The 18,840-nt window shown below is 71.5% G+C and carries 15 protein-coding genes; 10 read left to right on the plus strand and 5 right to left on the minus strand.

The window, feature by feature from the left end:
• Positions 1-40: 40 nt before the first annotated feature.
• The 3 genes from WME98_RS15865 to WME98_RS15875 all read left to right on the plus strand — a co-directional run bounded on the left by WME98_RS15865 (position 41) and on the right by WME98_RS15875 (position 4,290).
• Positions 41-667 (plus strand): LysE family translocator, encoded by a 627-nt coding sequence (locus tag WME98_RS15865; RefSeq protein WP_437952046.1) that lies wholly within the window; start codon positions 41-43, stop codon positions 665-667.
• A gap of 111 nt (positions 668-778) precedes the next feature.
• Positions 779-1,864, plus strand: coding sequence for an ATP-binding protein (locus WME98_RS15870; RefSeq protein WP_061626934.1), 1,086 nt, complete (start codon positions 779-781; stop codon positions 1,862-1,864).
• Positions 1,865-1,875: 11 nt separating this feature from the next.
• A complete protein-coding gene (locus WME98_RS15875) occupies positions 1,876-4,290 on the plus strand; it encodes a DUF5682 family protein (RefSeq protein WP_437952047.1) in 2,415 nt (804 codons plus the stop codon).
• A gap of 660 nt (positions 4,291-4,950) precedes the next feature.
• Here WME98_RS15875 and WME98_RS15880 read toward each other — a convergent pair.
• The 3 genes from WME98_RS15880 to WME98_RS15890 all read right to left on the minus strand — a co-directional run bounded on the left by WME98_RS15880 (position 4,951) and on the right by WME98_RS15890 (position 8,444).
• Positions 4,951-5,871 carry a transposase gene (locus WME98_RS15880; protein ID WP_437953986.1) on the minus strand — a complete coding sequence of 307 codons (921 nt, stop codon included), beginning with the start codon at positions 5,869-5,871 and terminating at the stop codon, positions 4,951-4,953.
• A 532-nt stretch (positions 5,872-6,403) separates the two neighbouring features.
• Positions 6,404-7,324: a hypothetical protein gene (locus WME98_RS15885; RefSeq protein ID WP_437952048.1), complete on the minus strand. Its 921-nt coding sequence runs from the start codon at positions 7,322-7,324 to the stop codon at positions 6,404-6,406.
• A gap of 190 nt (positions 7,325-7,514) precedes the next feature.
• Positions 7,515-8,444 (minus strand): LysR family transcriptional regulator, encoded by a 930-nt coding sequence (locus WME98_RS15890; protein ID WP_437952049.1) that lies wholly within the window; start codon positions 8,442-8,444, stop codon positions 7,515-7,517.
• 155 nt (positions 8,445-8,599) lie between these two features.
• Between WME98_RS15890 and WME98_RS15895 the strand changes: the two genes are divergently transcribed.
• The 7 genes from WME98_RS15895 (at position 8,600) to WME98_RS15925 (ending at position 15,215) form a co-directional block, all read left to right on the plus strand.
• On the plus strand, positions 8,600-8,920 hold the full coding sequence (locus WME98_RS15895; RefSeq protein ID WP_437952050.1) for a putative quinol monooxygenase: 321 nt from the start codon (positions 8,600-8,602) through the stop codon (positions 8,918-8,920).
• An 835-nt stretch (positions 8,921-9,755) separates the two neighbouring features.
• A complete protein-coding gene (locus WME98_RS15900) occupies positions 9,756-10,118 on the plus strand; it encodes a hypothetical protein (protein WP_437952051.1) in 363 nt (120 codons plus the stop codon).
• 254 nt (positions 10,119-10,372) lie between these two features.
• Positions 10,373-11,836 carry a sensor histidine kinase gene (locus WME98_RS15905; protein WP_437952052.1) on the plus strand — a complete coding sequence of 488 codons (1,464 nt, stop codon included), beginning with the start codon at positions 10,373-10,375 and terminating at the stop codon, positions 11,834-11,836.
• The gene (locus WME98_RS15910; RefSeq protein WP_437334062.1) at positions 11,833-13,218 is read left to right on the plus strand and encodes a sigma-54-dependent transcriptional regulator; all 1,386 of its coding nucleotides are present in this window, start codon (positions 11,833-11,835) and stop codon (positions 13,216-13,218) included. The genes WME98_RS15905 and WME98_RS15910 overlap by 4 nt, the downstream gene beginning before the upstream one ends.
• 230 nt (positions 13,219-13,448) lie before the next feature.
• Positions 13,449-14,117: a UPF0158 family protein gene (locus WME98_RS15915; RefSeq protein WP_437952053.1), complete on the plus strand. Its 669-nt coding sequence runs from the start codon at positions 13,449-13,451 to the stop codon at positions 14,115-14,117.
• Positions 14,118-14,227: 110 nt separating this feature from the next.
• Positions 14,228-14,776 (plus strand): OmpA family protein, encoded by a 549-nt coding sequence (locus WME98_RS15920; protein ID WP_437952054.1) that lies wholly within the window; start codon positions 14,228-14,230, stop codon positions 14,774-14,776.
• Positions 14,777-14,828: 52 nt separating this feature from the next.
• Positions 14,829-15,215, plus strand: coding sequence for an AgmX/PglI C-terminal domain-containing protein (locus WME98_RS15925; protein WP_437952055.1), 387 nt, complete (start codon positions 14,829-14,831; stop codon positions 15,213-15,215).
• Between the two features lie 13 nt (positions 15,216-15,228).
• Here the strand turns inward: WME98_RS15925 and WME98_RS15930 are convergent, their stop codons facing one another.
• Together WME98_RS15930 and WME98_RS15935 are read right to left on the minus strand one after the other, a co-directional pair.
• Positions 15,229-16,248, minus strand: a complete 1,020-nt coding sequence (locus WME98_RS15930) for a hypothetical protein (RefSeq protein ID WP_437952056.1) — start codon at positions 16,246-16,248, stop codon at positions 15,229-15,231.
• Entirely contained in the window at positions 16,245-18,614 is a 2,370-nt protein-coding gene (locus WME98_RS15935; RefSeq protein ID WP_437952057.1) for a DUF4215 domain-containing protein, read from the minus strand. Before WME98_RS15935 ends, WME98_RS15930 begins: the two co-directional genes overlap by 4 nt.
• Positions 18,615-18,840: the final 226 nt, after the last annotated feature.

Raw genomic sequence — 18,840 nt, forward strand, 5'->3', positions numbered from 1 at the left:
AGTCGACCATGTAAGGAAACCAACACAGAGGATCGATGCGATGTCGGAGACCCAGATCGTTCTCTTCTTGCTTACTTCGCTCCTCGTCATTGTGACTCCGGGCCAGGACATGATCCTCGTGATGTCGCGCTCCCTCGCGCAGGGCTCGTCCGCGGGCATGGCGACCGCGGGCGGCATCAGCCTCGGCCTGGTGGGCCACACGGCGCTGGCCGCGCTGGGGCTCGGCTCCATCCTCATGGCGTCTGCCACCCTGTTTCTGATCCTCAAGCTCGTCGGCGCTGCGTACCTCGTCTATCTCGGCGTACGCCTCCTGCGCACGCGCGCTGCCGCGCTCGATCTCTTGGAGGCGAGGCCGTCGAGCCTGGCCAGGCTGTTCGCCGAGGGCGCGCTGTCCAACCTGTCCAATCCCAAGGTGACGATCTTCTATCTCGCCTTTCTCCCCCAGTTCGTCCCTGGTGATGCCGAGCACCCGACCTTGCTCATCAGCGGGCTCGGGGTGGCGTTCTCGCTGCTCACCTTCCTGGTGAAGGGGCTGGTCGGCTACTTCGCCGGCGCCCTGTCCGCGTGGCTGCGCGCGCGTCCGAGGGCCCTCACCGGCGTCTACCGGACGAGCGGCGCGATGATGGTCGGCATGGGCGTCAAGCTCGCCTTCGAGCGGCGTGCCTGAGCGCCTCGCGCTCCCGGGAGCAGATCGAGCACGAAGCTTCCGAGCGCATCCTCGACCTCCGCCCGTGTCGTTCTCTCCGCACCCCGTTCTGCGGTAGCCTCTCCCCCGCCCATGAGCGACCTCCGCCAGCCCGCCGAGACCAAGTACGCCCACGAGCTCGCCGCCCTCGCCGCCGAGGACACGGCGCCGAGGCCGCCCGGGTGGCGCCTCTCGCCGAGGGCCGTGGAGACCTACATCCTCGGGAGCGACAAGCCCGTCGGCGGCGTCGCGATCACCCCCAAGTACATCGGCGACCGCGCCCTCGTGCAGGTCGCCCTCGCGACGCTCGCCTCCGACCGCGCCCTCATGCTGGTCGGCGAGCCGGGCACCGCGAAGAGCTGGCTCTCCGAGCACCTGTCGGCGGCCATCAGCGGGACGAGCGCGCTCGTCGTCCAGGGGACCGCAGGCACCAGCGAGGAGCACGTCAAATACGGCTGGAACTACGCCCTGCTCCTCGCCGAAGGGCCGTCGCAGAAGGCGCTCGTGCCCTCGCCCATCCTCCGCGCCATGCGCGACGGGCGGTTCGCGCGCTTCGAGGAGATCACCCGCACATCGTCCGAGATCCAGGACGCGCTGATCTCCATCCTGTCCGAGAAGCAGATCGCCGTCCCGGAGCTCGACCAGGTGGTCCCCGCCCAGCGCGGCTTCAACCTCATCGCCACCGCGAACACCCGCGACCGCGGCGTCAACGAGATGAGCGCCGCCCTCAAGCGCCGCTTCAACTTCATCACCGTCCCGGTCGTCGACGACCTCGAGCAGGAGATCCGCATCGTGCAGAAGCGCGAGGCCGAGCTCCGCGGCGACTACCAGGTCGGCGTCGAGCCGCCGGCCGAGCTCGCGAAGCTGCTCGTGACGCTGTTCCAGGAGCTCCGCGCCGGCGTCACCAAGGACGGCAAGACCAAGGTGAAGGCGCCAGGGTCCGTCCTGTCGACCGCCGAGGCGATCAGCGTGCTCTTCAACAGCGGCATCCTCGCGCAGCACTTCGGCACCGGGAAGGTGACCGCCGACGACCTGTCCCGCTCGCTGCTCGGCGCCGTGAGCAAGGAGGGCGGCGACGACCTCAAGGCGGTGCGCGAGTACTGCGAGACCGTGGCCAAGGGGCGCACCGGGCTCTGGAAGGAGTTCTACGCCGCCGCCAAGAAGCGCCTCGCGCCCTGAAGGAGCCCCCGATGGACCTGGCCCGGCTCGCCGCCGTCCACCTCTTCCCGGTGCGCCACCACTCGCCGCGCTCCAGCGCGACGCTGCGCGCCTACCTCGACGAGGTGCGCCCGAAGGCGATCTTCGTCGAGGGCCCGAGCGACGCGACGCCGCTCCTCGAGGCGCTCGTCGACCCGAAGACGGTCCCGCCCGTCGCGATCCTCGGCTACCGCACCGACGGGACGCCCGCGTCGTCGCTGTGGCCGTTCGCCGCCTACTCGCCCGAGTACGTCGCGGTGAAATGGGCCTTCGAGCACGGGGTGCGCGTCGAGCTCATCGACGTCCCCGTCGGCATGACGCTCGCGCCGTTCGAGGGCGCCGTGGTCGGCCACGACGACGTCGAGGACCCCGGCGGTCACGAGCGGGAGAGCGACGCGGAAGGCGGTGGGCGCGCGGAGGACGGCGCAAGCGGCGAGGACGGCGAGGGCGGCGGCGATGCGCCGGCGTCCGCGGAAGGGGCGCAGGAGAGCATCTACGAGGCGTGCGCGCGGGCCCGGGGCTTCCGCTCGTTCGAGGAGTTTTGGGAGGCCTCGTTCGAGGCGCCCCGCTACGACCCGAGGTCGTTCCGCGAGGCGCTCCTCGCGTACGCGGACCTCGCGCGCAGCGACGGGGACCGGCTGGTCCACCGGGCGCGCGACGCGTACATGGCGCGGTGCCTGCTCGAGCGCATGGGGCCGGACCTCGCCCCGCACGAGGTCGCGGCCGTGCTCGGCGCGGCGCACGCGGCGGCGTTCGCGGCGCGCGACGTCGATCCCGCGCTCGAGGCGCGGCTGCCGGCGCCGGTGCCGTGCGCCGTGACGCTCATCCCGTTCAGCTTCCCGCGGCTCTCCGAGCAGCTCGGCTACGGCGCGGGCAACCGGGCGCCGCAGTATTACCAGCGCGCGCACGACGCGGGCGGCGACTTCCGGCGCGCGACGCTCGAGGTGCTGATCGACTTCACCGAGCACCTCCGCCTCCGCGGCTTCATGGCCTCGCTCGCCGACACCATCGAGGCGTTCCGCCTCGCGGTCACGCTCGCCGAGCTCCGCGGCAAGGCAGAGCCGGGCCTCGACGAGGTGCGCGAGGCGACCATCGCGACGATGTGCCGCGGCGACGCGACGCACGTGGACGGATTCCTGTGGCCGGCGGTCATCGGGCGCAACGTGGGTCGCGTCGGCGGCGGCATCGGGAAGAACTCGCTCCAGGAGGAGTTCTGGCGCGAGGTGCGCGAGCGCAGGCTCCCCGCCACGGACGCGCCCGAGTCGTTCCGGCTGTCGCTCACCAACCAGGTTGAGGTCGGCACGAGCGTGCTCCTGCACCGGCTCCGCATCGCCAAGATTCCCTACGCGGCTTACGCCGGGGCGCGGCGCGCCGGCGGCGGGGCGAGGCGGCGCGGCGGCCAGGCAACCCAGGAGACGCCGCCCGACGAGCTGCTCGGGCAGCTCAGCGAGACGTGGGAGGCGCAGTGGACGCCGGCCACCGACGTTGCGCTGGTCGAGAAGATCGTGCTCGGCGACACGCTGGAGCAGGTGGCGACGCGGCTGCTCGAGGAGGACCTCGCGGCGTGCCATACGACCGGCGAGGCCGCCGACGTGCTGCTGAACGGGGTGCTGGCGTCGAGCGCCCGCGCGGTGGCCGCGGCGCTGAGGGCGTGCGACCAGTTCGCCGCGGGCGACAGCGATCTGCCGTCGCTCGCCCGGGCGTGCCGCGCCTTCGCGGGGCTCGCGTCGTTCGGGTCGTCCCGGTCGCTGTCGTCGCTCGGCGACGGGGTGATCGCGCCGATGCTCGAGAAGACGTTCGCGCGCGCGGTGCTGCGCGTGCAGGGGGGCTGCACGGGCAGCGACGAGGCGGTCGCCACGGCCAAGGAGGCGCTGCGCACGCTGCACGACGTGGCGCTGTCGCAGCCGATCGTCGACCGCGCGGCGTGGCTCGCCGCGGCGCGGGGGCTCGTGGACAGCGACGCGGTGAACCCGACGGCGTCCGGCTTCGCCTGCGGGCTGCTCTACCTGGCGCAGGCGATCGACGATGCGGAGGTGGCGAGGGTGGTCGGTCTGCGGCTCGGGGGCGCGGCCCCGCCCGAGCCGGCGGCGTCGTTCCTGGCCGGCTTCCTCGAGGTGAACGCGCTCGTCCTCGTCAAGAGCCGGACCGTGGTTGAGGCGCTCGACGCCTTCCTCGGGGGGATCGCGCCGGAGCGCTTCAAAGACACGTTGCCGATCCTGCGGCGCGCGTTCGCGACGCTCGGCGCGACCGAGCGGCGGTATCTGCTCGAGAACGTGCTCGCGGCGCGCAAGCTCGGAGACAAGGCGCGCGCCGCGCAGGCCGTGCTCCTGGAGAAGGACCGCGAGAAGCTGAAGGAGATGAGCGAGGACCTCTCCCAGGCGATGGACGAACTGGACGATCTGCTCTGACGGAGGGCCGCTGGCCGGGCCGGGCCGGGCCGACCGGACCCGGGGCCGACCGGACCCGGGTTGCGACCTGTTGGGCACACCCGGATTGCGGGGCCGACCGGACCCGGGTTGCGACCTGTTGGGCGACCTGTTGGGCACACCCGGATTGCGGGGCGACCTGACCCTGGTTGCGCGGGGCGCGGGGCGACCGGGCCGCCGGCGGCGGCGGCGACCTGACCCGGTTGCGACCAGCAGCGGAGCGGCGGGCGACCTGCGGTGGCGACCTGCGACGGCGGCGGCCGCGACCGGGCCCGGGTTGCGACCACCTGCGGACCCGGGTTGGTCGGTCGACCCGACCCGGGTTGCGGGTTGCTACGGGTTGCCCATGCGGATTGCTCCAGTCCGCGGGCTGCCGGGCAACGACCCGGATTGACCTGGTGAGCGAGACGCGACGGCCGGCAAAGATCCGTCTCCTGCCATCGATCAGAGGCTTCGACAGCCTGGCATGGGCGCCGCTTCGTGTCCGCTTGGCCCGGCACGGCATATGCGCGCAAGGCGCGTGATACAGCGCCGAGCATCCGCCGGCCGCTCCCGCCTCGCCGACACGGGCATATCCGCCCCACAACGCGTCAAGACAACGCCGTCCGTGCCCGAGTCGCTGTCGCGCTCCCGATCGCCGTTCTACGCTGCAAGCGTCGCGTCGTTCACCCTGGCACCGTGGAACGTGCGCATCCACCATGTCCCCACCGGGAATACCGCGTTGTGCACGCCAGCACACCACTGTTTACGCGCCGTGCGATAGGATATGCGAAACGCACGTACAGCGGCCGTAGCGGTTCGCCAAGCATCGCCCTGGTTGCGGCCCACGGCGAACGTTGGATTGCGTGCACCGAGCTCCTCGCGGCTCGTGGCTCGCTCGTACGGGGAGATCTCGCTGGCTCGCTCGGCGCCCGAAAAGCGGCGGCCTTGTTGCTCCGCCTCTGCATGGGCCTGAGCTTCCTGGCGCTCAAGCTCTGCCGCGACCTGCAGGCGAAAGGCCTCCGCGTTCTCCTGCTCGATGGTAGGCGGCAGCGCGAGCGAGAGTGTCGCTTGCTCGACCCACTGCGGATTCTTTGGATTGAGATATGCGGACGGGCGCAGCGCGTGCAGCACTCCACGACCGAGGTCACCCACATCCACCTTGACGCCCGGCCATTCGCTCGCGTGCCGAACCAGGCCAGCAGCCACAGGGTTCGCGAGCACGTAGGCGATCTTCTCTACCACCGCCGCCTGCGTCACGAGCTGTACCACGCTCGTGGCCTCATGGTCCCATACTGGCCCTTCCCACTGCCGCAGCACTTTGGTGCCCAATGCGACCAGTCGATGGTAAAATTGCAAGAAGCGCGGCAGCACGCCCTGCACATCGGTCACGACCAAGTGCAGATGTGTTGACATCGCGCAAATGGCATGAACCTCGATGCCGTAGCGGCGAGCCGATATAGCGAGGGCGTAGACTAACAGCTGGTTGATGGCCGCATCGGGGCGCAACAGGAAGTGCCGACGCATGACCCGGCGGGTGAGTAGGTAGGTCGCACCTGGAGCGATTTGGCGAGGCTGGCTCATGGCCGCGCGCAGATACAAACGCCGCGCCATGAGTCGGCATGAATCATTTCAAGGACTTGCACGGTCGCATGGGTGGCGGCAGCGGTTTTCCGCCAGTTTCCGCCACTCTGAGTCGGCGCGCCGCGACATAGCCCAACTTACACCCGTAACCCGCGTTGATGGCCTGGATCGGGTCCAACATTGGATCGGGTCCAATCTGGGTTAGTTCCAACCTGGGGTCGGGACCCAATCTGAGGGGTGCGCCAACCTGGGTCGGGTAGTCGGGTCGCCAACCTGGGTCGGGTAGTAGTCGGGTCGCCAACCTGGGTCGGGTAGTCGCCCAACCTGGGTCGGGTCCGCGGGCGGGCGGGGGTCCGGCGCCAACCTGGGTCGGGTCCGGCGCCAACCTGGGTCGGGTAGTAGTCGCCCGCGCCAACCTGGGTCGGGTCCGGCGGCGGCGGGTCCGGCGGGTCCGGCGGCAGCTCCGGCGGCGGCGGCGGGTCCCGGGGGATCGAGCACTCTTGCCAACCTGGGTGCGTAGTCCCAGTCCAGCTCACTCCTCCTGGCCGGCCTGCGACCATCCACCGAGCCTTACCCCCGGCGTCCGCTCCAGAAACGCCCGCACATCGGGCGGCGTCGACGCCCACGCCGCGAGGCGCGCCGGCGTCCTCTCGACCGGCACCACCGCCGAGCGCGAGTACGAGCTCCACGCCCCGTCGCTGCACGCGTAGCACGCGGATCGCGCGAGCTGCGCCGTCAGCCGGAGCGCCCCCCGCTCATCGTAGGCTGGCGCGATCTGCACGAGCTCCGGTGCATCCCGCTCCTGCCCCGCGGCCTCTGCGCCGTCCTCGCCGTCGTCGAGCAGCGCCTCGGCCGCGCTCTGCAGCGCGGTCACGCCGCGCACCTCGGCCAGCAGATCGACGGCCGCGCGCCGCTCGGCGTCCCACGCCACGAACCCCGCGCCCTCGAAGCCGTGCGCCCCGCAGAGGTCCGTATACGTCCGCTCCTCGATGAACAGGTACGGCCCCACGCTCCCGATCAGCGCGGCCGTGTGGTGGATCTCGTTGCTCTCGTCCCCATCGTGCGGCGAGATCACCTCCTGGCGCTCGCCCTTCCCGCGGAGCACGAGCGCCGCGCGGGTCGCCGTGCCCTCGCCCGGCTCGCGCATCTCCCCCAGCCCCATCTCGCAGGCCGACGTCGCCACCTGCTCCTCGCGCGTTTCCCAGCGCCACTCCCCTCGCCGGGTCGCCACGACGATCCCGGGCTCCTCGCGGATCACCGCGCCGCCCTCCGCGAGATGCCACGTCCGCGGCGCTCCGTCGCCCACGCTGCCCCAGACCAGGAGGCCCCCGCCGGGCGCCCCGTTCCCGGCCGCCTCGGCTTCGGCCGTGCGCTGCGGAGGCGCGACCGGGATCTCGACGGGAACGGGAGATGCGGGCTGCGACCGGGCGGCACAGCCGGAAGTCAGCGTCACCAGGGCGATCAGCGCAGCGGCTCGGATGCACGGCATGCCGGCCCGGAGGAGCACGGCGCGTGCCGCAGAGCACGACCCGGAAAGCCCGCGCCGCGCCTGAGGCACGTGTCATCGCAGGCCCACGCCGCGTGGCAGGCCGGCCCCATCGCGCCCCGGCGTACACCGGCGCGCGCGCAGCCCGCGCCGATCCTCACCCGGACGCGCCCGGGCCCTCGACCGGCTCGCAGGCGACGGCCCTCGCAATGGCGGCCCGAAGCCAGCGGTGCCCTTCATCGCGCTCGGAGCGCTCCGCCCAGACGAGCGTCAGCGCATAGCCCGCGATCTCGACCGGACACGGCCGCACCACCAGGTCGAGCTTCGACGCCACGGCTTCGGCGACCCGCGCGGACACGGTGAGCAGCAGGTCGGAGCCGGAGACGATGAACGGAGCGACGAGGAAATGCGACACCGTCAGGGTCACCCGCCGGCGCAGCCCCCGCGCTGCCAGCTCCCGATCGACGACGCCGTGATCCTCTCCATGCGGTGAGACCATCAGGTGCTCGCAGGCAGCGTAGCGCGCCGCCGTGAGCGGCTTCCGGGACGCCGGGTGGCCTCGCCGCATCACGCAGACGAGCCGCTCGGCGGCCAGCAACATGGACCGACACCCGTCGGGCACCGGCCCGCCCCGACCCAGCTTGCCGTCGAGCTCGCCGGAGCGCAGGAGCTCCGCGAAATCCGCCGGGATGTTGCGGCACCGCACGTCGACGCACGGCGCCTCCGCGGCGAGGAGCCGGGCCAAGGCCGGGAGCACGAGCAGCTCGAGGTTGTCGGTCGCGACGAGCCGGAACGTGCGCCTGGAGCGCCCCGGGTCGAACCGCTCGGCCGGGCTGAAGACCTGCTCGAGGCGCTCGACGGCCTCCGCTGCTCTCGGCAAAAGGTCGCGCGCTCGCTCGCTCAACGTCATCTGCCTGCCGACCTGGACGAGCAGCGGGTCCCCGAAATGGGCGCGCAGCCGTGAGAGCGCGTGGCTCATCGAGGGCTGCGTCACGCCGACGCGGCGCGCGGCGCGCGTGACGCTCTTCTCCTGGAGCAGAGCGTGCAAGGCGACGACGAGGTGGGTGTCCACCGACTGCAGGCGCATGATCGATGGATAGCACGCCAACCCATAGACACCATCGATGGATGGGCGCGCCGACAGTCGATTCGACGGCAGGGCCGCGGCCACGTATCCCTGCTCTCCGGAGCGCGCGCGCCGCCGCACGGAGCGCCCCCGGCCACCCGACCCAGGGAGCTGCCATGATCATCGAGTATATTCGTTATGCCATCCCCGCGGACCAAGAGCAGGCGTTCCTGGCCGCTTATCGCGACGCAGCCGCCGAGCTGCGCGGCTCCGAGCATTGCCTCGACTACGAGATCTCCCGCTGCGTCGAGGATCCGGCGAGCTTCGTCGTCCGCATCCGCTGGGGCTCGCTGGAGGGCCACCTCCAGGGGTTCCGCAAGGCGGCGTCGTTCCCGTCCTTCTTCGCCAAGGTGAAGCCGTTCTATGAGCGCATCCAGGAGATGAGACACTACGCCTCGACCGACATCGCCGGCGCGGGGGGCGGCGCCAGCGGCTGATCGATCGCGTGTGTGACGCGCGTGCGATGGGAGCCCTCCTGGCTTCGCGCGGGCCATCGTGCGATGCTCCCTCGGTGGCACGCAAGCTGGCATCGGTCCGGACGCTCGCGCTCGGGCGCCCTCTCTCGCTGCTTCTGCTCCTCGTCCACTGCGCGAGCACGCCGAGCCCGACCGCCTCGACCGCAGCCCCGGCCGCTGCGCCGGGTCGAGAGCCTGATTCGCCCCCTCGGCGCGAGCCCGGCGCCGCGCCGACCGGTCGAGGGCCTGATTCGACCGCCGAGCGCGCGCCACGCCCCGAGCCGACACACGGGCCCGAGCCGACGCACGGCTCCGAGCCAACACCGGCATCCACGTCCGACCACGGGCCGGCCCCTGGCGCCGAGCCCGCGGCGGGCAGCGCGCCGGCGTCCGAGCCAGACCGGAGCCCTGCTCCCGGTCACGCGCCCAGGGCGCACCCCAAACCGACCAGCAAGCCCGCACGATGCGCTGCTCCGGCGCATCCCGCTCAGAGCTTCGGCGACTGCGGCGCGAGCGACGTCTTCGCCGACGGCTGCTGCTATCCGAGCTTCGAAGCGGCCTGCGCGGGTCTCGGCTGCCCTCCGCGGGCCTGCGTGCGCTTGAAGTCGAGCCCGTTGCAGGCCCGATGCAATCGTTGAAGAACGAATGGGTGCGACGCGTCGGCGCCGGAGAGCACGCGAGCGGAGGCGACGTGCAAGGCTGCGCCGAGAGGGAAGCGGTACGCCCGTCTCCATAGGTTGACCAGGCGAGAACGGCGCCAGGCCGCCACGCCGGACGGCGCCAGGCCGCCACGCCGGACGCGGGAAGGACACGAACGATGATCTCCACACCCCCGGAAGGCCCGAACACCGTCAGCGCTCACCGGCGACCATCCCCGCGACGACCGCCGAGGCGCGCGTCGCCCTGGGCTCGCAGGTCCGTCGCCGCGCTCCTCGCGCTCGTCGTGGCCGGCGCCGCGCTCGCGGCCTGCTCCAGGGGCGCAGGCGCGCCGAAGCGCCGCGAGGCAGCGCCGGAGCGCGACAGGGCCTGCACGGATCCAGAGAGGCCCAGGGCGTACTTCTATCCTGCGGAGAACCGGACGGACTACGCGCCCGACGACCCCTGGAAAGACGGCTGCGCCATGCTGGTGCCCGATCACCTGTTCTGCTGCCCGGAAAAGGCGGCCGAGAAGCCGAGGTGAGATCGCGCGCCAGAGCCGTCCACCGCAGCTCCGCCTCCCCGGGTGATCGGCTCTGGGCACGAGCACGGCGTCAGCCCAGCGAGCGCCGGATCTCGCCGGGGAGTCGTGCCGCTCATGACGCCCGACGCGCTCGGCGGCCTGCTCCTCATCCGGAACCGACGCCCTGCGCTGGTGTCGCAAAATGCGGCATGTCGTACTTTGCGGCGGCCTCATGCGGGTAGCTCGCCGCGCACCACCTGCGCTACGCCTCCGGCATGAAGCTCGCGCGCAAGCTGACGCTCGCTCTCGTGTTCGGAGTGTTCCTCGTGCTTGCGCTGAGCGCCTACGTCCAGATCCGCAGAGAGGCCAGGATCTTCGAGAACGATGTGCAGCGGGACCACCACACGATGGGCCGCGTGCTGGCCGCCGCCGTGACCGAGGTGTGGCGCTCCGAAGGGCAGGCCCGCGCGCTGCGCCTGGTCGACGATGCAAACGAGCGCGAGCGACAGGTGGACATCCGGTGGGTCTGGCTCGACGAGCACGCGAGCGAAGCGCATCGGCCAGGACTGGCGCCAGAGCTGCTCGTCCCCGTCTCGATGGGGCAAACCGTCGTGCACAGGATCCCCCGCGAAGACGCGGACGTGCTCATCACCTGCATGCCCGTGCCGGTGCCCGGCGACCGCGTCGGCGCGTTGCTGCTCTCCGAATCGTTGGCGGGCGCGCGCCGGACCATCCGGAGCATGATCCTGAGCACGACCGTCACGACAGCCGCTCTGGCGCTGGTATGCGGGTTGCTAACCACGTCCCTCGGAGTCGGGCTGGTGGGACGTCCCATGCGAACGCTGATCGACCAGGCGCGGCGGATCGGCGCGGGTGACCTCTCCCGACGCTTGTCGCTGCACCAGAAGGATGAGATCGGCGAGCTCGGACGGGAGATGAACGCGATGTGCGATCGCCTCGCTGCGGCGAACCAGAAGCTCGAGTCCGAAGCGGCCGCGCGGCTCGCCGCGCTCCAGCAGCTCCGCCACGCCGAGCGGCTCGCCACCGTCGGCAAGCTCGCCTCCGGAATCGCGCACGAGCTGGGCGCGCCTCTCCAGGTCGTCGCGGGACGCGCACGCATGCTGGTGGACGGGGACGTCTCCGGAGACGAGGTGCCGGCCAACGGACAGATCATCCTCGAGCAGGCGCAGCGAATGACCCAGATCATCCGCCAGCTGCTCGATTTCGCCCGGCGCCGCAGCGCGGAGAAGCAGGAAACCCCGCTGGGGAGCGTGCTCCGCAGCACCTTCACGATGCTGAGGCCACTGGCGGAGAAGCAGGGCGTCACGATCGTTCAGGAAGGGGACACGTCGGCGCTGATCGTCCACGCGGATGCTGACCAGCTCCAGCAGGCGCTCACGAATGTGATGGTCAACGCCATCCAGGCCATGCCGTCCGGCGGTACGCTGACGGTTGGAGTCCGGGCAGAGCGCGCCAGTCCCCCCGCCTACCAGGGCGGTGGGGGCGAGGGGGATTACGTCGCGCTGTCCGTTCGTGACCAGGGAGGAGGCATGCCGGCCGACATCCTCGAGCACATCTTCGAGCCGTTCTTCACGACCAAACCCGTCGGCGAAGGGACGGGGCTCGGCCTGTCGGTCACCTACGGGATCATCAAGGAGCACGGCGGCTGGATCCATGCCGACAGCCGAATGGATTCGGGGAGCTGCTTCACGATGTTCCTGCCACAGTGGAAGCCATGACGGGGCGCGTCCTGATCGTCGACGACGAGCGCGGCGTCTGCGAGCTCCTCGACGCCGGGCTCAAGAAGCGTGGATTCCGGACGGCGTGGCGGACGTCGGCCGCGGAGGCGTTCGAGCTCCTCGGGGTCGAGGACTTCGACGTCGTGGTCACCGACATGACCATGCGCGGCATGAACGGCCTCGAGCTCTGCGAGCGGATCGTCCAGAACCGGCCCGATCTGCCGGTCATCGTCATCACCGCGTTCGGCAGCCTCGACACCGCCACGTCGGCGATCCGCGCGGGCGCGTACGACTTCGTGACCAAGCCCTTCGAGCTCGACGCGCTCCGGCTGACCGTCGAGCGCGCCCTGCGCCACCGCGCCCTCCGCGAGGAGGTCCGCCGCCTGCGGCGCGCCGTGGCCGACGCCCGCGGATACGAGCAGATCCTCAGCAGCAGCCCGGTCATGAGGAGCGTGTTCGATCTGCTCGATCGGGTCGCCGACTCGGACACATCGATCCTCATCACGGGAGAGAGCGGCACCGGCAAAGAGCTCGTCGCCCGCGCCGTCCACCAGCGCAGCCGGCGGAGCGAGGGCGCGTTCGTGGCGGTGAACTGCGCGGCGGTACCGGACGCCCTCCTCGAGAGCGAGCTCTTCGGCCACGCGCGAGGCGCGTTCACCGACGCCAAGGGCGCGAGGAGCGGCCTGTTCGCGCGAGCTCACGGCGGGACCTTGTTCCTCGACGAGATCGGCGAGCTGCCGATCGGGCTCCAGCCGAAGCTCCTGCGCGCCCTCCAGGAGCGCGTCGTCCGGCCCGTCGGCGCCGACGAGGAGATCCCGGTGGACGTCCGGCTCATCGCCGCGACGAACCGCGACCTCGAGACGGCGATCGAGGAGCGCCGCTTCCGCGAGGATCTCTATTACCGGATCAACGTGGTCCACGTCGACCTGCCGCCGCTCCGCTCCCGCGGCGCCGACGTGCTGCTGCTCGCGCAGCACTTCCTCGAGCACTTCGCGGCCGTCAAGGCGAGGCCGATCGAGGGCCTCTCGGCGCCCGCGGCGGAGAAGCTCATGGCCTACGCGTGGCCCGGCAACGTGCGCGAGCTCCAGAACTGCATCGAGAGAGCGGTCGCGCTCGCGCGGTACGATCACATCACCGTCGACGATCTGCCCGAGAAGATCCGGACCTACGCGCGCTCCCATGTCCTCGTCTCGAGCGACGATCCGACCGAGCTCGTCCCCATGGAGGAGGTCGAGCGACGCTACATCTTGCGCGTCTTGGAGGTGGTCGGCGGGAACAAGAGCCAGGCAGCGCAGATCCTGGGCTTCGACCGGGCGACCTTGTATCGAAAGCTCGAGCGGTACGGCATGCGCGGCGGGCGTTCGAGCGACCCGAAGCCGTGACCGTCCGGCCGCCCTGCCGCCGAGCGCGCCTGCGCCGCGCCCCGCCCGACGCGAGCGGCGGTCGCTGAAGGCGCCGCGAGGCGCGCGACTCCGCGCTTCGTCGGCGTGTTGCACAACGCGACACCCACGGCGGCCAGCGCAGGACGGATGACTCTCGGGCGCGCTGCGCAGCGTGGGAGCGCGCCTTGTGCGTGGATGGCATGAGAGCTGCCTGCGGACCGGGCGCCAACATGAGCACGACCACGACGGAGTCCGCTGCTGCGGGTCGGAGAGTCCCTGTCGACTGGAGCGCGCTCGCGAGCGCCTTCGACAACACCGCTCAACACATCCGCTATTTTCTCCACCTCGAGACAGGCGCCCTGATCCGGCTGGTCGACGGGCTCGCCGATCCGGACACGCGCGTGCGCGTCGAGGCGGATCCGGCCTGCGTGCGCGTCGAGGCCATCGCTGCGCGCGACCAGTATCGATGGCTGCAGGCGTTCATCCCGACGGTCGACGACATCGAGCTCCAGGCGCTGCTCCTGCAGTGCCTCCAGGGGCCGGGGTCATTTCGGCGGTTCAAGGCCGTGCTCTCTGGCAGGCCGGACCAGCTCCGCCGCTGGCGCGTCTTCCGGATGGAGCGGATCCGTGCTGCCATCCTCGATTGGTTTGGCGCCCGCGGCCTCGTACCCGCTTCTTTCGAGCACGCCTGGCCCCGCGCCGACGCTGAGTCGATGCGATCTCGCGCCGTCGACTCGGCTCGCCAGCAGCTCCACGCGATGACGAGCGACCTCGCGCCCGGCGACCTCCACGCGCTCACGGCGCTCGCGGAGTTCCTGCGCGCGACACGCTCTAGCTCTCACGCTCCCCTGGTTTCGTCGAGGAGAGACGCAGAGCGACCCGATGGCCTGGGCCCGTGACGGCGGGCGATGGAGACGCGATCATGAAGGGTATGCATGATAAACAAGATGCGATGATGTGCCCGAGCCCTCGCCGTTGGCGAGTCGCATGGCGCAGCTCGCGGCGCGCCATGGGCCTCCGGCCCTGGGTCGTCGGTGCCTTGCTGACGGGCATGGGCCTGGGCTCGAGCGCCTGCGGCGGCGTCACCATGTTCGAAGGGGAGAGGGCGTTCAGCGTCGCGGGCCGCCCGCCCGCGCCGCCCCCGCCGCCCCCGGCGGATCGCGTCGTCGTGACCGACGACAAGATCGTCATCAACGAGAAGATCCAGTTCGAGTACGACAAGGCGACGATCCGGCCGGAGTCCCACAGCTTGCTGAACGAGGTCGTCGACACGATCAAGGCGCACAAGCACATCAAGAGGATCGCCATCGAGGGTCACGCGAGCGCCGAGGGCTCGGACGACCACAACCTGAAGCTGTCGGATCGCCGCGCGAAAGCCGTGATGAAGTACCTCGTCGACCGCGGGATCCCTGCCGGCATGCTCACCGCCCGGGGCTTCGGCACGTCGAGGCCCATCGCGGACAACGACACAGCGGAGGGTCGCGAGAAGAACCGCCGAGTCGAGTTCAACATCGTAGAGCAGGACACCGCGGCGAAGACCGCGGACGCCGGGCAGTGAACCGATGATCCGAAGCCGAGCCACGAGCGGCGCTCCCCGCAAGGAGGCGAGCATGAAGCAGTTGTTGCCGGTTCTTACCATGATGGTTCTGGCGAGCGCCTCCGCGGGCTGCTCCTTCGCCGTGCGGAACGCCGAGATGTACCGCGACGATACGGCCGCGCTGCTCGATACGAGGCGCGACGAGATCAGGGCATGCTATGACGCAGAGCTCGCCCGGAATCCCCGCGCGCAGGGCAAGGTCGCCGTCGATTTCACGGTGCTCGAAGACAGCGGCCGCATCACGAACGTCGCCGTCGACCCCGCTGGCACCACCGCGTCGGACGAGGTGGCGAGCTGCGTCGTGAAGGCGATCGACGGGCTCGTCCTCGCCCCGCCGGATGAGAAGCAAGGAAAGGGCAAATTCGTCTGGGAGTTCACCGCCGGGGCTCCGAAGGCGTAGCGCCGGCGCTGGATCAGAGGGCGAGCCGAGCCGACAGGCCGGCCACGTCGCCCGGCAGCACGGGCAAGAGCTCGATCCGAACACCGCCTCGATCGTCGGTGCGGTGGGACTGGGGCCCGTTCATGAGGAGCAGCACCGTCCCCGTGATCATCGCCGCCCCACCCGCGACGAACGCGCCGATCGCCAGCCGGTTCTCGACGACGCTGGCGTCGTACGCGTCGCGGGCCGACGGCGTGCACCACGGGTCGCATCCGCCCCCGAGGCGCCGGTCGGCGTCCCGGTGGTGCACGTCGGCCTGCCACCACAGGCCGGCGCCCGCGACGCCCAGGGCCGCGCCGGCCCCGAGCGTCGCCCAGGGGACCCACGGAGCCCACCGCCGCTCGGCGATGACGGCGTCGACGCTCAGCGTGACGCGGCCCGAAGCCTCCTTGCCGGCGAGCACGAGGACGGGCTTCACGACGGTGAAATACCCCTCCTTCCTCGCCGTGATCACGTGCTCTCCGGGCGTGATCATCCGGCGCGCGGCGCCCGGGCCGACGAACCACGGCTTGCCGTCGAGCAGCACGCGGGCCCCCCGCTCATCACAGCGGATCTCGATGGCGGCGAGCTCGTGCTGCACCAGCGCCCGCAACGTTGAGCGCGCCTCCCGCTCCTGCTCGGGGGTGAGCGAGCCAGGCCCCCATTGCAGCGACAGGCGCAGGCTCTCGTGGGCGAGGAGCGGCAGCCCGATGCTCCGGAGCACCCGCGCCAGGTAGAGCCGGAGCTCGGGGTGCTCCCACGAAGCGAGCGCCTCCTGGTACTTCTCCCGCGCCTCCGCCAGCATCATCCGCCGGTGCAGGTCCCGCGCCTCCTGGAAGAGCGCGTACGCCCTCTGCTTCCGCTCCTCGGAGACGCCCTGGTGCCACGGCGGCAGCGCGGGCGGCGCCTGGGCGCGCGCGGGCGCGGCGACCGCGGCCAGCAGCGCGAGCGACACGAGCGACGCCGCGCGGCGGCGGCGCGCTCTCTGGAAGGAGGGAGCCTGCGCGGCCTTCACGGCGGCGCCATCCGGGTATGACGGTAGATGACGCCGCCCTCGCCGACGATGAACGAGGTGCCGCCGTCGCCCCACACGTCAAGGAGGTGACGGTCCGTCGTGGAATTGAGCTTCAACCAGGAGATGCCGTCATAGTGCAGGAGCGTGCCCCGCTCGCCGACGGCGAAGACGTCCTTCGGCCCGCTCCCCCACACCGCGAGCAAGCGCGCGGACGTGGGCGACTCCATCGGCCCCCAGCGCCGGCCGTCATAGCGCAGGATCGTCCCGCTCTCGCCGACGGCGAAGACGTCCTCCGGCCCGCTCCCCCACACCGCGCGCGGGAGCGCGAACTCGGGCGAGGCCATCGGCTCCCAGCGCTCGCCGTCGTAGCGCAAGATCGCTCCGCTCTCGCCGACGACGAAGACGTCGTTCGGCCCGCTCCCCCACACGGGCCCCAGGTTCACCTGCACGGGCCTCGCCATGGGCTGCCAGCGCTCGCCGTCATAGTGCACGATCGTGCCCGCCACGCCGACGGCAAACACGTCGTCTGGCCCGCTCCCCCACACGCCGAACAAGAGGTCGAGCGTGGACGACTCCATGGCTTCCCAGCGCTCGCCGTCGTAGTGCAAGATCGTCCCGCTCTCGCCGACGGCGAAGACGTCCGCCGGCCCGCTCCCCCACACGCCCGACAAACCGGACGACAGGGGCGTATCCATGAACGCCCAGCGCTCGCCGTCGTAATGCACGATCATGCCGTTGTCGTCGATGGCGAAGACGTCCCTCGGCCCGCTCCCCCACACGCTGACCAGCGCCTCCGGCGTGGGCGATTCCATGGGCTGCCAGCTCTGGCCGTCGTGATGCACGATGGCGCTGTCGATGCTGACCGCGAACACATCGCTCGGGCCGCTCCCCCACACGCCGTACAGCAGCTTTGACGGGACCACCATCGGCTCCCAGCGCTCGCCGTCATAACGCAGGATCGTGCCTGCCAGGCCGACGGCAAAGACGTCCCGCGGCCCGCTCCCCCACACGCCGTACAGGGCCACGGACGCCGGCGACGCCATGGGCTCCCAGCGCTCGCCGTCGTAATGCACGATCTCGCCGTCCTCACCGACGGCGAAGACATCGTTGGAGTCGCTCCCCCACACGCCGAGCAGCGCTGCCGGTGTGCGCGAATCCATGCGCTGCCAGCCGTCGCCGTCGTAGCGCACGATCTCGCCGCGATCGCCGACGGCGAACACGTCGCGCGGCCCGCTCCCCCACACGCCGTACAGGGCCGCGGACGCGGGCGACGCCATGGGCTCCCAGCGCTCGCCGTCGTAGCGCAGGATCGTGCCTGCCAGGCCGACGGCGAAGACGTCCTCTGGCCCGCTCCCCCACACGCGGAGCAAGACCGCCGTCGTGGACGAGTCCATGGGCGCCCAGCGCTCGCCGTCGTAATGCAGGATCGTGCCGCGATTGCCGACGGCGAACACGTCGCGCGGCCCGCTCCCCCACACGCCGCCGAGCCACATCGGAGAGCTCGAGTCCATGGGCTCCCAGCGCTGGCCGTCGTAATGCACGATCGCGCCGGCGTCGCCGACGGCAAAGACGTCGTTCGGCCCGTGTCCCCACACGGCGAGCAGCGGCGCCGTCGTGCCGGGCTCCTGGAGACGCCAGTTCCAGTCCCCGCACGACGCCGTCGAGAGCCCATCGCACGCGCTCGTGCAGCCGGGCCGGCCGAAATCATAGCGCAGCGCCGCGCAGGGCGTGGTGATGAGCGCCCCCGGATCGCACGCCTCCTCCTCGGCCACCCGCCCGTCGCCGCAGTGGACCTGGCAGTCGTCCCGGCAGTACCCGCCGGACGCCGCGTTCTGCGCCCCGCGGCACTGCGCCTCGGCGGGCAGGACGTCGCCCGCGCCGCAATCGCACGTCTCCCCGCGCACCCTGTCGACCACCCCGTTGCCGCACCGCTCGTCGGACCGGCAGTCGGCGCTGCAGCCGTCGCCGTCCCTCGCGTTGCCGTCGTCGCAGACCTCCTCCAGCGCGGGATCGACGACCCCGTCGCCGCACTGCTCGTCGGACCGGCAGTCGGCGCTGCAGCCGTCGCCGTCCGCCGTGTTCCCGTCGTCGCAGATCTCGACGCCCTCGACGACCCCGTTGCCGCAGAGGTCGCGCTTGCCGGGGGCGAGGCACAGGTGCGTCGCCTCCCGGGTCAACACGCACTCGTGATCGACGGCGCAAAAGCCGTCGCCGCACGGGACCCCGCCCTCGAAGCACGCCGCCGCGACCGCGACCGGCGCCGCCGCGAGCACCATCAGGGCCGCACGGCGGAGCGCCCCGCCGCGACGGCGTCCCGCGGCGCCCCCGCCCGACCGCATGCCCCGCTTCCCCGTCCGCGCCCGCATCGTCCCCTCGCCCTCCTCCGCCGCGCGCCCGCCCCGCCCGGCCGCTCGCTCCGGCCCCCGCCCGCGGCGCGCGGGACGCCGCCGAACGCGCGCGATCCGGCGCGCCCGATCTCCTTGTGCCCGTCCGCCGCGCCCCCTATTCTGCCTCTGTGCAGCGCGCGCGCACAGCGCGCTCGACGGCTCGTTGCATGCGCCCCGGGACGGCTTAACGGGCTTCCGCCAGACA

The sequence above is a fragment of the Sorangium sp. So ce296 genome, from assembly GCF_051529605.1.
GTDB classification, from domain to species: Bacteria; Myxococcota_A; Polyangia; order Polyangiales; family Polyangiaceae; genus Sorangium; species Sorangium cellulosum_D.